Genomic DNA, 13,973 nt, shown 5'->3' with positions numbered 1-13,973 from the left:
TTCCCGGCGGCGCCGTGGCGTGTCTTGAACGCTCGTGCGCCGCCGGGAGGCGGCCGGGATCAGGACTCGGAGACCAGTCCCGCCTCGCCGGACTCCTCGGTCGCCGAACCGGCCGCCGTCCCGGTGCCCGCCGGCGCCGCCTGGGCCGGGACGGTCGTCGCACCGGCCGTCTGCTCGGCGCCGCTCGCGGACATCTTCCCGCCCCGCAGATCACGCTCGATCTGCTCCAGGCTGCGGCCCTTGGTCTCCGGGATGTAGAACCGCGCCAGGAGCAGCAGCACGATGTTGACCCCGGCGAAGACCCACATCGCGCCGCCGATCCCGAGGTTGCTCTTCGCCGACATCGTCGGGAAGACCGCGGTGACCAGACCGGTGGCGGCCCACAGCACCGTGGTCGCCACGGCGGTGCCGGCCGCTCGGGCGCGCAGCGGGAAGATCTCGCCGATCATCACCCACACCGTGGCGCCCCAGCCGAGTTCGTAGCCGGCCAGGTAGAGGATCAGGAAGACCAGCGTCAGGGTGCCGAGCGTGTCCTTGTCGGTCACGTTCTTGATGACCAGGCCCGCCGCGAACAGCGAGACCACCATCACCGAGGCGCCGATCATCAGCAGCGGCCGGCGGCCCCAGCGGTCGACCATGAACAGTTCCCACACCGTGAACAGGAACTTCACGACGCCCAGCACGACCGCCGACAGCAGCGCGGTGCGCGTGGCGAAGCCCAGCGACTTCAGCATCGTCGGGAAGTAGGCGTTGATCGCGTTGACGCCGGAGAACTGCTGCCCGATCGCCAGGATCAGCGCGACCAGGACCATCGGCCGCACCCAGGGCTGCCACAGGTCGCGGATCCGGCCGCGCTCCTCGCTGTCGCGCCGGATGACGTCGCGGATGTCCTGGACCTCGGCGTCCAGTTCCGCCGCGGTGGCCGAGGGCAGTGTCGCGGACAGCACGGCCCGGGCCTCGGCGTCCCGGCCCTTGCTCAGCAGCCAGCGCGGAGTCTCGGGCAGGATCGTCAGCCCGGCGAGCAGGATGACCGCGGGGACCAGGGCCCCGAGGAACATCCCCTTCCAGTTGTTGTGGCTGGACAGCGCGTAGTCCACGAGGAACGCGATGAGGATGCCGGTCACGATGAACAGCTGGTTCAGCGAGCCCAGCGCGCCGCGCACGCGGGCCGGCGCCAGCTCGGCCAGGTAGGCCGGGACGGTCGCCGAGGACAGCCCGATGCCGATGCCGATCACGCCGCGGGTCAGCATCATCACCTGCCAGCCGCCGGCCAGGACGCAGGCGACGGTGCCGATGATGACCACCACCGCGGCCGCCATGATGGTCAGCCGCCGGCCGGCGCGGTTGCTCAGCCGGCCGGCCAGCATCGCGCCGACCATCGCGCCGACCGACAGGCTCGCCGTGATGGCGCCTTTTTGGAACGCCGTCAGCGACCACTGTTTCGCGAGCAGGACCAGGACGCCGGCGATGACACCCAAGTCGTAGCCGAACAGGATGCCGCCGAAGGCGCCGAATGTGTACAGGGTCACGCGGTTCACCGGCCGGCGCGCGGCCGGTGCTGCGGGGGACGCAGGATTCGCCATGGCGGGAACCGTGGCACTAGTAAAGGAGACTGACAAGATCCTCGGCGGTAACGATTCAGCAACATAGACGTCGTTCACATACAGGAACGCCTAGCGCGCTGGATTCAGATGCAGATTCAGCCCAGGTTCAGACTCGGGTTCAGCTTCAGGTTCAATACAGGTCAACGAATCCCGGCGCGCCGCAGCTGCTGGCTGAGGTCCTCGGCGACGTCCCGCAGCAGCGCCCCGACCCGCTGCAACTCCGCGTCCGTGACCCGCTCGCCGGGCATCGAGCAGCTCATCGCGTCGGTGCCCGGGATCCGGTAGGGCACCACCGCCGCGACGCACGCCAGGTTCGGCGAGCTCTGCCCGCGCTCGGTGGAGTACCCGCGCTCGCGGATGAACGCCAGCTCCGAGCGGAGCGCCTCGCGGTCGGTGATGGTCAGATCGGTCAGCGCCGTCAGGTGCTTGGGCAGCACCCCGGTCAGCTCGTCGTCGGCCAGTTCGGCCAGCAGTACCTTGCCCAGCGCCGTGGCGTGCGCCGGCAGCGTCCGCCCGACACGGGACACAAGATGCGCCGACGTCCGCGACTCGCGGGTCTGCAGGTAGACGATGTCCGGGCCGTTGAGCCTCGCGAAGTGGCAGGTGTAGCCGATCTGGTCGCGGATCTTCTCCAGCGCCTCGGTGGCGTACGGCATCACCGGATCGCGGTCCAGGTACGCGGTCCCGCAGATCAGAGCCTTGACGCCGAGCCGGAACCGGGTGCCGGCGTCGTCGGACTCGATCCAGCCGACGTCGCGCAGCGTGCGCAGCAGCCCGTGCAGCGAGGAGCGCGGGAACCCGGTGAGGTGGTGCAGATCGGTGAGCGAGAGCCAGGAGTGGTTCGAGCCGAAGGCCTCCAACAGCTCCACGGCCCGCCGCGCCGACTTCACTCCCGCGGAGTCGCCACCGGTGCCGTCGAGCGCGCCGTCCTTGGTCGTGGCGGCGGATCCCACCGCAGGTCCGCTCGTTATGCCGATGTCGGCCATGGGACTCCTTCGTTGACAGGTCTCCGGGTCCACAGTACCGGCTGCGGCGCTCTTCAGATATCTGATACCGCTTCACATATCTGAAATGTCCGCTTTGGCGCCCCGGCATAGGAACGCGAGAGGGGGCGCCGCCGACAGCCACGGTCCCCTTGACCGCTCGGACGTTCTTCACTACCTTTCCAGCATCTGAGTTCGTTCACCCTTCTGTATTTCGTTCACATCCGTGAACACCTCCGTTGAAGCCGAGGGCCCCATGCGAACCGTGACACCCCGAACAGCGAGATCTTTGTGCGCCGTGGCAGTCGCCGCCGGCGTCGCGATATCCGGCAGCGCGTGCAGCAGCAGTTCGAGCAGTTCCTCCGGCGCGTCCACGTCCAAGAACGCGGCGGCGGCCGGCACGATCAACGTCTGGATCCGCGGCGCCGGCGACTCGCCGAAGGCGTACCAGAAGATCTTCGACGCGTTCACCGCGCAGACCGGCATCAAGGTCACGATCGGCAAGGCCACGCTGACCGACTTCGAGACCGCGCTCACCGCCGCCGCCTCGGCGCACCAGCTGCCCGACATGGTCGTGGACGACGCCGCGCAGATGGGCAGCTTCGTCTCCCAGGGCATCGTCCTGCCGGTCGCCAAGAGCAGCTTCACCGGCGCCGACCAGCTCACCGACCAGTCGTGGGCCTCGGCCACCGATCTGAAGGGCCAGGTCTACGCCGTGCCGTTCTCGGCGCAGGCCAACGTTCTGCTGATCCGCAAGGACTGGCTGGACAAGCTCGGCCTGCAGCCGCCGAAGAGCTGGGACGACCTGGCCAAGGTCGCGCAGGCCTTCACCGCCAAGGACCCGGACGGCGACGGCAAGAACGACACCTACGGCCTGGCCGTCCCCGGTTCCACCTCGCGCGGCTACACCTCGTGGTTCTGGTCCACGTTCCTGTACTCCGCGGGCGGGGACTACCTGAAGGCCGGCGGCGGCAAGTTCACCGCGACCGTGGGCTCCCCGCAGGCCGTGTCCTCGGCGCAGTTCCTGGAGGACCAGGTCTGCAAGAACAAGGACGTGCAGCCCTCGGCGCTCGGGGACGACACCACCGCGACGAACAAGGCGTTCCAGACCGGCGTGGCGGGTATGTACCTGACCGGTCCGTACGCCTACGCGACGATGGACGCCACCGCGGTCAAGGGCAAGTACATCGTGGTCGCCCCGCCGACCGGTCCCGACGGCACCGCCGGGACGCTCGCGGAGGGCACCGACATCTTCACCATGGCCGACAGCAAGCAGGACGAGGTGACCAAGCTCGAGGAGTTCATGGTCACCCCGGACGCGCAGAAGCTCGGCATGAGCGCGGTCCCGACCGCCACGATCGTCCGGCTGCCGGTCAACAAGACCGTCGACGCCTCCGCGGTGCACGGCGACGACCCGCGCTGGCAGCTGGCCCAGCAGGTCTACAGCAGCTCGGGCCACTATGAGTACGACAACGCGCCGAACTGGACGCAGCTGCGCCAGAAGATGTCGGACGACCTCAACAAGCTGCTGTCCTCCTGCGGGAACGTGCAGACCGCGATGACCTCGATGAACGCCGACGTGGCCGCGCTCCTGAAGCAGCAGGGCGTCGGATGACGACCGAAATCCGGAACCCGGTGGCGGCGGACAGCGTGCTGTCCGGCCGCCGCCGGTCCGGCGCCCTTCCCGGGAAGCCGTTCTGGCGGCGGTTAGGGCCCTGGCTGTACCTGTCGCCGCTGCTGCTGTTCATCGGCGTGTTCAAGGTGTGGCCGACGGTGTGGGGCGTCTACCTGAGCTTCTTCCACGTCCGTCCCTACCTCGGGAACCAGTACGCCGGAACCGCGAACTACTCCAAGCTCTTCTCCGACGCGGACCTGCGCACGGCGGTGGTGCACACCCTCCTCGACGCGGTGTTCGCCGTCTCCGGCTCGATCTTCGTCGGCTTCTGGCTGGCGGTACTGCTGCAAGGGCCGGCCCGGCACATCAGGATCCTGCGGACCGCGGTGTTCCTGCCGACCGTGATCGCCATGGTCGCCGCCGCCGAGCTGTGGACGACGCTGCTCTACCCCTCGCCCTACGGCTCGGTGAACTCGCTGCTGGGCAAGATCGGCATCGGCCCGGAGCCGTTCTTCGAGAGCCCGCACTCGGCGCTGGCGTCGGTGATCCTGATGCAGATCTGGAAGAACGCGCCCTACGACATGGTCATCTTCGTCGCCGGTCTGGCCTCGATCGACCGCGAGATGTACGAGGCCTGCGAGATCGACGGCGCGAGCTGGGGACAGCGGCTGCGCTTCGTGACCCTGCCGGCGCTGCGCCCGATCACCACCATCGTGCTGGTGCTCGGGATCATCAGGGGTCTGCGGGTCTTCACCGACATCTGGGTCTCGACCAACGGCGGCCCGGCCGGATCCTCCGAATCGGTCGTGACCTACCTGTACCGGCAGTTCAGCCAGAACAACGACACCGGGTACGCCGCCGCGATCGGCACCGTGCTGCTCGTGGTGACGATGGCGCTGACCTGCCTGATGCTGCTGTGGCGGAGGCGCAGGGAGATATGAGGATCCGTACCAGAGCCGGCGTCTGGCTGCTCTACGCGCTGGTCGCGTTCGTGTTCGTCTACCCGTTGTGGACGGTCGTGGCGACCGTGTTCTCCAAGCGGCAGGCCAGACTCGGCGCGATGATGAACGTCCCGCACGGGCTCACCGGCGCCAACGTCTCCCAGGCCTGGCACCTCGGCGTGGCGCGCGGCCTGCTCAACTCGCTGATCGTGGTCGCCGTCGGGCTGACCCTGCAGCTGACCGTGTCCTCGCTGGCCGCCTACGCCCTGGCCCGCAAGCGCTTCAAGGGCGCCGGAGTGGTGATGCTGGCGATCCTGGCCACCATGATGATGCCCGAGGAGGTGATCGCGGTCCCGCTGTTCCAGGTGCTCGGCAAGATCCACCAGCCCTTCACCGGCGGGACGCTGGTCAACTCCTACGGCGGGCTGATCCTGCCGCTGGTCGGCTGGGCGCTTCCGGTGTACGTGCTGACCGGCTTCATGAAGCGGGTCCCGCTGGAGCTGGAAGAGGCCGCCCGGATCGACGGCGCCGGCGACTTCCGCATCTTCTGGCGCATCGTGCTGCCGGTGTGCCGGCCGGCGCTGGGCACGTGCGCGGTGTTCGGGTTCCTGATGATCTGGGACCAGTACCTGCTGCCGCTGCTGGTGTCGCAGACTCCGAAGATGGACACCCTGACCGTCGTCGTCACCAGCCTGCAGTCCTCGCAGGAACAGGGCGAGGGGGTGCGGCTGGCCGCCGTGCTGATCCTCGCGGTGCCCGGCGTGCTGGTCTATCTGGCCTTGCAGAGACTGTTCGAACGCGGCCTGCTCAGCGGATCGCTCAAGGGATAAGGGTACTGATGCAATCACTCGTGGACCGGCTCGACGGCTTGCTGTTCTTCCCCGTCACCCCGTTCGCCCGCGGCGCCGGGGACCGTCCCGGAGGCGTGGACCTGGAGGTGTACCGCGAGCACCTGCGCTCGCGGCTGGCCTTCCTGGACGCCCCCGAGCGCCCCGGGCCCGCCGCGGTGTTCGCGTGCTGCGGGACCGGCGAGTTCCAAGCGCTGGACGTGGACGAGTTCGCCGAGTGCGTCCGGGCCGCCGCCGAGGTCGCGGCCGGGCGGGTGCCGGTGGTGGCCGGCGTCGGCTACGGCGCGGCGCTGGCCGCCTCGTTCTCCGCCGCGGCCAAGGAGGCCGGCGCCGACGGACTGCTGGTGATGCCGCCCTACCTGGTCGCCGGGGGAGCCGCGGGCCTGCGGGACCACTACACCGCGGTGGCCGAGGCGACCGACCTGGACCTGATCATCTACCAGCGCGACAACGTCACCTTCACCCCCGAGGTGGTCGCCGACCTGGCCGAGGTCCCGAACATCGTCGGGTTCAAGGACGGCAAGGGCGACCTGGACCTGATGCAGCGGATCGTCTCCGCCGTCCGGGACCGCCACGGCGAGGGCAAGCTGATGTACTTCAACGGTCTGCCGACCGCCGAGATGTCGCAGCTCGCCTACGCCGGCGTCGGCGTCCCGGGGTACTCCTCGGCGGTCTTCTGCTTCGTCCCCGACGTCGCGCTGGCCTTCTACCACGGCTACCGCAACGGCGACACGAGCCTGGTCAACGCGCTCCTGGACCGGTTCTACCGGCCGCTGGTGGAGCTGCGCGCCAAGGCTCCCGGCTACGCTGTCGCCTTGGTGAAGGCCGGGGTGCGGCTGGACGGTCTGGACGCCGGTCCCGTGCGGCCGCCGCTGACCGAAGCCGCCCCGGAGCACGTGGCCCGGCTTCAGGAGTTGATCGACGAGGGACGCCGGGTACTGACCGGGCACGGGATCGACACGCTGGCGTAAGGGTGGAACAACAGATGTCTGAGACAAAGCTCGGCCGGATCCTGATGACCGGAGCGGCCGGCGGGGTGGGCACTTTCCTGCGCGCCGGACTGCCTGGCCTCGGCTGGCAGGTGCGCGGGTTCGACCTGGTGCGGCCGGACGAGCCCGGCGCCACCGAGTGGGTCGTCGGCGACGTCGGCGACGCCGCGGCCCTGGACGCCGCGATGCGCGACGTGGACGTGGTCATCCATCTGGCCGGCATCCCGGTCGAGGACCGGTTCGACCGGATCCTGACGAGCAACATCGACGGGACCTACAAGGTGTTCGACGCCGCGCTGCGGGCCGGCGTGCCGCGGATCCTGACGGCGAGCAGCAACCACGCCGTCGGGTACCACGAGCGCGCGTGGTACCGCGACGCGCCGATCGGCGTGGACGTGCGGCCCAGGCCGGACACGTACTACGGCGTCTCGAAGGTCTTCATGGAGGCGCTCGGGTCGTTCTACGCCGACCGGCACGGGATGCAGGTCGCGTGCGTCCGCATCGGCTCGTGCTTCGAGGAGCCGAGAAACCGCCGGATGCTCGACACCTGGCTCAGCCCGGCCGACGCCACGCGCCTGTTCCACGCCCTGGCGAGCGCGCCGGAGTTCGACTACGAGATCGTGTACGGGATCTCGGCGAACAAGACCGGCTGGTGGGACCTGGAGCCGGCGCGGCGCCTCGGCTACGACCCGCAGGACGACTCCGACGCGTTCGCCGAGAAGATCGAGGCCGCCGCCGACGGCGCGCCGGACCCCGAGGACCCGGAGTACCGCTATCTCGGTGGGCGCTTCACGTTGGCCGTGCCACCCCAGGAGTAGCCCGGTACGACGGCACGGGGGAGGGCGGCCGGGCGACCGGCCGTCCTTCTGTCACGAACGCGACCAGGAGCGCGCACCGCGCCTCGGCCGGGATCAGCGGCAGGATCTGCGCCTCGGAGCGCGCGCCGTCCAGCACGACCAGCATGCGGCGTCCGGCCAGCGCGCTGCGGAAGGCCGCCGCGAGTTCGTCGACGGTCGCATCGCTCGGCCGCTGCGGGGCGTCCAACGATCGCAGGAACCTGCGAAGCACGGCAGCCGGGGCGACCGGCGGGGTGCCGTCGAGGCGCGCGTAGAGCTGTCCGTCGGAGAACTTCGCCGAAGCGTGGTGTGCCGCGCGGATCGCCACATCGGAGCCGTCGACGCGCACCATCGCCGCGCGATAGGGCTCCGTCGGTCCCGCGACCAGTTCGGCCACGACTTCGCGGACGTCCAGGGTGCGGTGGCCCAGATCCGGCGGCAGCTCGCGCGGGACCCAGGCGCCGGCGTGGATGGAGCGGGCTTCGGCGCTGACCGTGGCGACCGCGTCGCCCTCCACGCTTCCGGTGGCTACGTTGCCGAGCGTGCCGTCCGCCTCGGCGTCGGCGTCGCCGACCGCGCGCCGTACGGTCCCCATCAACCGTGCCCGCGGTACCTGGAGCGCGTCGGCCAGCATCTGCACGGTGGTCCTGCGCGGCTTCAAGGTCCGGCCGCGTTCCAGGCTGCGGATCGCGCGCGTGCTCAGACCACTGGCATGCGAGAGCTCTTCCTGCGTCCAACCCCGGCGCTCGCGCCAGGCGCGGATCGCCTCCGCGAAACCGCCGGCGTGGCCCTCCCCGTCTTCCACAGCGGCAGTCTGCCCGGCTGACGTGCGGCTAATCGTCCGCGCAACTTCCGGTGTGCGTTCCTGGTCCGGGCCGCGGGGGTGCGCCAGCCTGGAACCGAGGAGGTGACGGTGGTGGTGATCTTCATGGCGGTCGCGGGGTGCGTGGCCGTGGCCCTGCTCGGGCGCGCGGCGGCGACGTCGGCTCAGCGGATGCGGAGTTGGTACCGGGGGAGTGTCGAGGGGAGCAAGACAGAGCTCGTCGTGCTGGCCGCTGTGGTGGGCGGCCTGCTCGGCGAGCTCTATCTGCGGATGCGCGGCTGATCCGGTCGGCGACTACAGGTGCTGCGACACCGTGTACGGCGCCTTGACGCTGTTGGAGTCGCTGCCGTTGTCGGAGTTGAACACGCCGTTGAAGATGGCGGCGATCGCCCCGACCACAATCATCACGATCAGCAGCGTCCGGGCGCCGCTCGACAGCAGGAGCGGGCGGGTCGGCGAGCGGCGGGCGGCGGCCTCCGGGGCGCCGGGCGCGTCGCCGAACAAGCCCTTGGGCTGCGTCGGCGTCAGCATCCCGGAGAAGCCCAGGAAGCGGCTCTCGTACCGCAGCATGGCGCTGGTCGCCCCGAACGCGGGCTCGGGCTGCACGCCGGTGAACAGCATGATGATCCAGACGAAGAACGAGACCACGGCCGCGCCCTCGCCCACGACCGAGGTGACGATCCAGCCCGGGACCATGAGGATGATGCGGAAGAACACCGCCGCCGGGTTCAGCCGGGTCGGCTCCGGGACCTCGATCTGGATCGGATAGCCCGGCGCCTCGAAGAAGGCGAACGGCGGGTACTCGTCGACCAGCAGGAACAGGTAGCCGTGCACCCGGATCTGGTACTTCAGCACGCCGATCAGGAAGTCGCGGATGCCGGCCGGCAGCCGCCCGGTGAACAGCGCCGCGAACCAGCCGACGATCAGCACGAAGAAGCCCGCCACCAGCAGCAGGTACAGGACGATCAGCTGCGGGATGGCCAGGATGAGGCGGATCAGGACGGTCCAGCGCCGCTGCGGGCGCAGGCCCTGCACGTCCAGCTGGACTTCCGGCTCGCGCCGCAGCTCGCCGTAGACGTTGCCGCCGCCGGGGTACTGCGGGTACTGCGGATAGCCCTGCTGCTGGCCGTAGGGGTGGCCGTACGGCTGCTGCTGGCCATAGGGAGGCGGTTGCTGGCCGGGCTGTTGTCCGTAGGGCGGTGGCTGCTGGCCCGGCTGCTGACCATAGGGCGGCTGCTGCCCATAAGGCGGCTGATTCGGGTCCTCCGGAGGGGGCGGAGGAGCCGGCGGCAACTGGTCGCTCATGGGACCTCGGGCCTCCTGTTCCGGGCTCGGCGCGCGGCCGCGCGCCACAGGTCCCCAGGATCACTCCGGCTCCGGTCGCTCACCTCCGCTGCCGACCGATCGGATGACGGTGCGGCCGCGGCGCCGCGTGGGCCGGACCCGCGGCGGCGTGTCCACCAGGCCCAGGGCCTCCATCAGCTGCCGGGCGTCCTCGGCGTCGCGGGCCCGCGCCGCCAGCGCGCGCAGTGCCCGCTCGCGGATCTCGGGCGGGCACTCGGCGCTGGAGGCGAGCTCCACGACCGTCCCGCCGGAGGGGAAGGCGAAGCTGTCCGTTCCTTTCGTCACAGTCTGACCCATACCCTCCCGGGCGCCGCGTGAACGGGACAGGCCGCCGACCGGTGTCCCAGATGCCAGCGTCTGGTCTAATCACCACCGTGAAAGCCGCTCTGCTGCGCCTGTCCGACCGCCTCTACGACGACGGAGCCGCCAAGCACGGCGTCCTGCCCGCGCCGCTGATCGTCGCCACACTCGTCACCGGCGTCGTGGACGCCGTCAGCTATCTGGCTCTGAACCACATCTTCGTGGCCAACATGACCGGCAACGTGGTCTTCCTCGGCTTCGCGCTCGCCGGTGCCAAGGGCCTGACGGTCTGGGCGCCGTGCCTGGCCATCGCCTGCTTCGCCGCCGGCGCCTGGGCCGAGCCCCGGCTGGCCCGCCGCACCGCCGGCGACGACCAGCACCGCCGGCTGGCGAACGCGGTCGCGGCGCACGCCGTCTTCGTCGCCGTCGCGCTGCTGATCGCCGCCGCGGAGGACGACGGGAAGACGTCCACGCACGCGCAGCTCACCGCGATCCTAGCCTTCGGCTTCGGCGTCCAGAACGCGGTGGTCCGCAAGCTCGCGGTCCCGGATCTGACCACGACGGTCCTCACCATGACCGTCACCGGGATCGCCTCCGACCCGTTCGGCAAGCCGACCGTGCGCCGGCTGCTGTCGCTGGGCTGCATCTTCGCCGGCGCGCTCTGCGGCGGGTTGCTGGTGCTGCACCAGAGCATCAGTGCGGCGCTCGGGTTGGCGCTGGCGCTGTTGGTCGTGACCGCTGTGCTCGCGCGGGCGGAGTGAGCTTTCCTCTGCTGGTCGGTTACTAGTTCAGCTGCGCCAACGCCGCCCGAAGTTCGCGCGGCAGGTCGGCGGTGAACTGCCCGTTGACGAAGCCTGCGCCGAGGTCGTGCACCGCCCAGCCGCGTACCCAGAGCAGGCGCGGTGCGAGTGGCGTCAGCGGAGTCGGCGTCCGGCGGCCGAGCCTCTCGTTCAGCTCCCAGAAGGCGGACGCCGAGCCGAGCGTCGCGTTCGACTCCAGCGGCAGGGCGACGAACGAGTTGTGGTCCGTCACCATCACCAGGGCGCCGAGCGGCAGCCGCCGCCCCAGCACCTGCTCGAGGCGGAACATGTGCGCCGCGCCGGGCCAGCCCAGCCCGGTCACCGCGTAGGCCTCGGCGCGTGTGCCGGGCAGCGGGAAGCTCCGGACGTCCAGCGGCTCCACGCCGAGCGCGGCCAGCGCGTCGTCCCACAGCCGCGCCGCCGGAACCTGCCACGTCGCCGCCAGATGCCGGGTCAGCACCAGCGGCTCGTCCTGCCGTCCCTTCACGACGACCGCCCCGACCAGATCCGGATGGAAGTCGGCGGTGAACGGGTCCTCGCCGAGCGGCGCGCCCGCCGGCTGCACGACGACCCGCAGTTGCAGCGGCAGCAGGCTCGACGGCACGCCGGCGACCGTCCGGCAGACCGGATCAGAGCACGGAAGATGTGCGTTCATGGTGGATCCCCCCAGATCACCTGATTTTTAAAGTCCCCCAGCGCCCAGATCCCGGGCGCCGGGAGAGCCTACAACATGCGGCGCGGCGTTGACCTCCCGGTTTCGCGGTGGGACAGCCGTCGGAAACTGAATCGCTTTTCTACGTGTGTTGTCATGCCGGAGAGGGGACCATAGGGCGAAGACGCCGCGTGTCAGCAAATGGGGCATGACATGCGGACGGCGGCGGGCGGTTCCCCGGGCTCCTGCTCGGACGGGCTGCCCGCCGACCACTGCACCTGGCAGTCGACGCTTGACTATCCTTGGACGCCGTGCCCGAGCCAGTGATCCGCCCTCGCCGTGACGAGGACCTTCCCGCCTGCGCCGCCGCACTGCGCGGCGTCCACGAATCCGATGGTTATCCGGTCCACTGGCCCGCCGATCCCGGCCGCTGGCTGACGCCGAAGACCATGCTCGGCGCGTGGGTCGCGGTCGCCGGTCCGGCGGTCCTCGGACACGTCGCGCTCACCGAGTCCGGCGACGCCATCGCGCAGGCGGTCGGCATCGCGGCGCCGGAACTCGCGCTGGTGTCGCGGCTGTTCGTGGCGGTGGACGCGCGACGAGGCGGGGTGGCGAGGGACTTGCTCGACTGCGCGGCGCGGGCGGCGAGCGACAGCGGGCTCCAAGCGGTGCTCGAAGTACACGCCATCGCCGCCGGGGCGATCGCGCTGTACGAGCGGGCCGGTTGGCGGTATGTGGGAAGCGGCGAGGGCGCGTGGACGGCTGCCGATGGGCTGCCGGCCAAGGTGCGGTTCTACATAGGACCGAGCTAGAACCGAGCCAGGTCCGAGCCAGGTCCAAGCTAGAGCCGAGCTAGAGCCGGGTTACGCCGAACAGCTAGCGCGGCTTCCGCCGCCGCACCATCCCCGTCCCCGCGAACGCCGCACTCGCCGCGAGCACCATTCCTCCGGCGAGCATTCCCACCGGATCAACAGCCTGCTTCGCGGGCTCGCTCACCGCCGCCGCGCGGTCGTCCACGGCGCCGGCGGGCTCGGCGGTCAGCATGACGAGCGTCAAGGGGGCAACGGCAAGACCGGTGAGAAGGCGATATCTCATGATCACAGTCGAGACGTTCGCCGGGCCGCCGTCACGGACCGACACGCCCGGGCTCGGCCGGTGGCGGCATAAGACCGATGGTATGCGCGGACGGCGGTGCTATCCGCTGAACCACCCCGGAATGTCGAACCGCATCTCCCGATCGGCCGTCATCTCCCGCAGCCCTTCCTCGATCGTGGCCATCCGCTCCTCGCCGAGCTGCTCGGCCCACCGCGCGCGCAGCCGCGCCATCGCCTCGAACGCCTGCTGCTGCACGTCCACGCCGCGCGGCGTGAGCCGGATGATCTTGCTGCGGGCGTCGGCGGGATCGGCGACCCGCTCCACGTACCCCTCGCGTTCGAGCCCTTCGATGGTCTTCCCGGCCGCCTGCTTCGAGACTCCGAGCCGCCGTCCCAGCTCGGAGGCGGTGACCCCGTCGCCGATGGCCTTGAAGGTGACGCCGTGCAGGGGACGGAAGCCCGCGTGCCCGGCTTCGGCGAGGTCGGCGTGCACCTCGTCGATCAGCGCCCGGAATCCGAGCAGCATGAGCAACGGCAGGTCAGATCCCCGCGGCGGCAACGCGCTTGACACGATCGACAACCTCATTGTCTATTTAGGACAACACCATTGTCGATTCTAGCCGACGCCCGAATCCCGACGCTTGAGGAGCCGACCATGTCAGTCATCCGCACATCCGAGACCCGCCGCAGCCAGACCCCCGCCGCCACCATGACCACCCTCGCTTCCCCGACTCTCGGCGCCGCCGACCGCCCGATCTGGCGCGTGGAGGTCGCCCCCGGCGCCCCCGCCGGCCCGCGCCACATCATCGACGTCGAGCAGATCTGGGTCTTCACCACCGGCGCCGCCGACGTGGACCTGGCCGGCCAGACCCACAGCATGCAGGCCGGCGATACGGTCGTGGTCCCCGCCAACGCCGAACGCACCATCACCGGCGACCCCATCACCGGCTTCAGCGCGATCGTGACCGCCCCGGCCGGAGGACGCGCCTGGACATTGCCGCGCGAGGGCGACGGCATCATCCCGCCGTGGACCGCCTGAGCCACAGCGCGAAGGCCTCGCCGGACCTTGCCGGACCTCGGCGCCGAAGCTCAGCCCTCAGCCCGAGCCCGGCGCCGAAGCAGCAGCCTGATTCCAGAGCCGAAG

At 70.3% G+C, this 13,973-nt stretch carries 17 protein-coding genes; 9 read left to right on the top strand and 8 right to left on the bottom strand.

Features of this window, described 5'->3' with window-relative positions:
- Positions 1-59: 59 nt before the first annotated feature.
- Positions 60-1,583, bottom strand: a complete 1,524-nt coding sequence (locus CACI_RS37140) for a sugar porter family MFS transporter (protein ID WP_015796068.1) — start codon at positions 1,581-1,583, stop codon at positions 60-62.
- 161 nt (positions 1,584-1,744) lie between these two features.
- Positions 1,745-2,590, bottom strand: a complete 846-nt coding sequence (locus CACI_RS37135; RefSeq protein WP_015796067.1) for an IclR family transcriptional regulator — start codon at positions 2,588-2,590, stop codon at positions 1,745-1,747.
- A gap of 295 nt (positions 2,591-2,885) precedes the next feature.
- Between CACI_RS37135 and CACI_RS37130 the strand changes: the two genes are divergently transcribed.
- From CACI_RS37130 to CACI_RS37110, 5 genes are read left to right on the top strand one after another with little or no spacing between them, the layout of a single operon-like run.
- Positions 2,886-4,202 (top strand): ABC transporter substrate-binding protein, encoded by a 1,317-nt coding sequence (locus tag CACI_RS37130; protein ID WP_049871837.1) that lies wholly within the window; start codon positions 2,886-2,888, stop codon positions 4,200-4,202.
- Positions 4,199-5,143, top strand: a complete 945-nt coding sequence (locus CACI_RS37125) for a carbohydrate ABC transporter permease (protein WP_015796065.1) — start codon at positions 4,199-4,201, stop codon at positions 5,141-5,143. Before CACI_RS37130 ends, CACI_RS37125 begins: the two co-directional genes overlap by 4 nt.
- Entirely contained in the window at positions 5,140-5,973 is an 834-nt protein-coding gene (locus CACI_RS37120; protein ID WP_015796064.1) for a carbohydrate ABC transporter permease, read from the top strand. The genes CACI_RS37125 and CACI_RS37120 overlap by 4 nt, the downstream gene beginning before the upstream one ends.
- An 8-nt stretch (positions 5,974-5,981) precedes the next feature.
- Positions 5,982-6,962, top strand: a complete 981-nt coding sequence (locus CACI_RS37115; RefSeq protein ID WP_015796063.1) for a 5-dehydro-4-deoxyglucarate dehydratase — start codon at positions 5,982-5,984, stop codon at positions 6,960-6,962.
- Positions 6,963-6,976: 14 nt separating this feature from the next.
- Positions 6,977-7,798 carry an NAD-dependent epimerase/dehydratase family protein gene (locus CACI_RS37110; protein WP_015796062.1) on the top strand — a complete coding sequence of 274 codons (822 nt, stop codon included), beginning with the start codon at positions 6,977-6,979 and terminating at the stop codon, positions 7,796-7,798.
- Here CACI_RS37110 and CACI_RS37105 read toward each other — a convergent pair.
- Entirely contained in the window at positions 7,770-8,621 is an 852-nt protein-coding gene (locus tag CACI_RS37105) for a helix-turn-helix domain-containing protein (protein WP_015796061.1), read from the bottom strand. The genes CACI_RS37110 and CACI_RS37105 overlap by 29 nt on opposite strands.
- 108 nt (positions 8,622-8,729) lie before the next feature.
- On the opposite strand from CACI_RS37105, the gene CACI_RS51740 reads away from it, so the two are divergent.
- Positions 8,730-8,921, top strand: a complete 192-nt coding sequence (locus CACI_RS51740) for a hypothetical protein (RefSeq protein ID WP_015796060.1) — start codon at positions 8,730-8,732, stop codon at positions 8,919-8,921.
- A 12-nt stretch (positions 8,922-8,933) separates the two neighbouring features.
- On the opposite strand, the gene CACI_RS37095 is transcribed toward CACI_RS51740, so the two are convergent.
- Together CACI_RS37095 and CACI_RS37090 are read right to left on the bottom strand one after the other, a co-directional pair.
- Positions 8,934-9,944, bottom strand: a complete 1,011-nt coding sequence (locus CACI_RS37095) for a DUF4389 domain-containing protein (RefSeq protein ID WP_015796059.1) — start codon at positions 9,942-9,944, stop codon at positions 8,934-8,936.
- A 60-nt stretch (positions 9,945-10,004) separates the two neighbouring features.
- Positions 10,005-10,268, bottom strand: a complete 264-nt coding sequence (locus tag CACI_RS37090) for a hypothetical protein (RefSeq protein WP_143765543.1) — start codon at positions 10,266-10,268, stop codon at positions 10,005-10,007.
- 89 nt (positions 10,269-10,357) lie between these two features.
- Between CACI_RS37090 and CACI_RS37085 the strand changes: the two genes are divergently transcribed.
- The gene (locus CACI_RS37085) at positions 10,358-11,044 is read left to right on the top strand and encodes a YoaK family protein (protein ID WP_049871836.1); all 687 of its coding nucleotides are present in this window, start codon (positions 10,358-10,360) and stop codon (positions 11,042-11,044) included.
- Positions 11,045-11,066: 22 nt separating this feature from the next.
- Here the strand turns inward: CACI_RS37085 and CACI_RS37080 are convergent, their stop codons facing one another.
- Positions 11,067-11,738 (bottom strand): hypothetical protein, encoded by a 672-nt coding sequence (locus CACI_RS37080; RefSeq protein ID WP_015796056.1) that lies wholly within the window; start codon positions 11,736-11,738, stop codon positions 11,067-11,069.
- Positions 11,739-12,046: 308 nt separating this feature from the next.
- Here CACI_RS37080 and CACI_RS37075 point away from each other — a divergent pair, with 308 nt between their 5' ends.
- On the top strand, positions 12,047-12,547 hold the full coding sequence (locus tag CACI_RS37075; protein WP_143765542.1) for a GNAT family N-acetyltransferase: 501 nt from the start codon (positions 12,047-12,049) through the stop codon (positions 12,545-12,547).
- A 64-nt stretch (positions 12,548-12,611) separates the two neighbouring features.
- Here the strand turns inward: CACI_RS37075 and CACI_RS37070 are convergent, their stop codons facing one another.
- Both CACI_RS37070 and CACI_RS37065 read right to left on the bottom strand, forming a co-directional pair.
- Positions 12,612-12,830: a hypothetical protein gene (locus CACI_RS37070; protein ID WP_143765541.1), complete on the bottom strand. Its 219-nt coding sequence runs from the start codon at positions 12,828-12,830 to the stop codon at positions 12,612-12,614.
- Between the two features lie 99 nt (positions 12,831-12,929).
- Positions 12,930-13,400, bottom strand: coding sequence for a MarR family winged helix-turn-helix transcriptional regulator (locus CACI_RS37065; RefSeq protein ID WP_015796053.1), 471 nt, complete (start codon positions 13,398-13,400; stop codon positions 12,930-12,932).
- 84 nt (positions 13,401-13,484) lie between these two features.
- Here CACI_RS37065 and CACI_RS37060 point away from each other — a divergent pair, with 84 nt between their 5' ends.
- Positions 13,485-13,868, top strand: a complete 384-nt coding sequence (locus tag CACI_RS37060) for a cupin domain-containing protein (RefSeq protein WP_015796052.1) — start codon at positions 13,485-13,487, stop codon at positions 13,866-13,868.
- Positions 13,869-13,973: the final 105 nt, after the last annotated feature.

Source organism: Catenulispora acidiphila DSM 44928 (genome assembly GCF_000024025.1).
In the GTDB taxonomy this organism is placed as follows: domain Bacteria; phylum Actinomycetota; class Actinomycetes; order Streptomycetales; family Catenulisporaceae; genus Catenulispora; species Catenulispora acidiphila.
This window is presented reverse-complemented; position numbering and strand designations above follow the sequence as displayed.

Bases quoted from the DNA above. Each gene is read 5' to 3' on its own strand.
- CACI_RS37140 (WP_015796068.1), bottom strand. From the start codon at position 1,583: ATGGCGAATCCTGCGTCCCCCGCAGCACCGGCCGCGCGCCGGCCGGTG.
- CACI_RS37135 (WP_015796067.1), bottom strand. From the start codon at position 2,590: ATGGCCGACATCGGCATAACGAGCGGACCTGCGGTGGGATCCGCCGCC.
- CACI_RS37125 (WP_015796065.1), top strand. From the start codon at position 4,199: ATGACGACCGAAATCCGGAACCCGGTGGCGGCGGACAGCGTGCTGTCC.
- CACI_RS37120 (WP_015796064.1), top strand. From the start codon at position 5,140: ATGAGGATCCGTACCAGAGCCGGCGTCTGGCTGCTCTACGCGCTGGTC.
- CACI_RS37115 (WP_015796063.1), top strand. From the start codon at position 5,982: ATGCAATCACTCGTGGACCGGCTCGACGGCTTGCTGTTCTTCCCCGTC.
- CACI_RS37110 (WP_015796062.1), top strand. From the start codon at position 6,977: ATGTCTGAGACAAAGCTCGGCCGGATCCTGATGACCGGAGCGGCCGGC.
- CACI_RS37095 (WP_015796059.1), bottom strand. From the start codon at position 9,944: ATGAGCGACCAGTTGCCGCCGGCTCCTCCGCCCCCTCCGGAGGACCCG.
- CACI_RS37080 (WP_015796056.1), bottom strand. From the start codon at position 11,738: ATGAACGCACATCTTCCGTGCTCTGATCCGGTCTGCCGGACGGTCGCC.
- CACI_RS37070 (WP_143765541.1), bottom strand. From the start codon at position 12,830: ATGAGATATCGCCTTCTCACCGGTCTTGCCGTTGCCCCCTTGACGCTC.
- CACI_RS37060 (WP_015796052.1), top strand. From the start codon at position 13,485: ATGTCAGTCATCCGCACATCCGAGACCCGCCGCAGCCAGACCCCCGCC.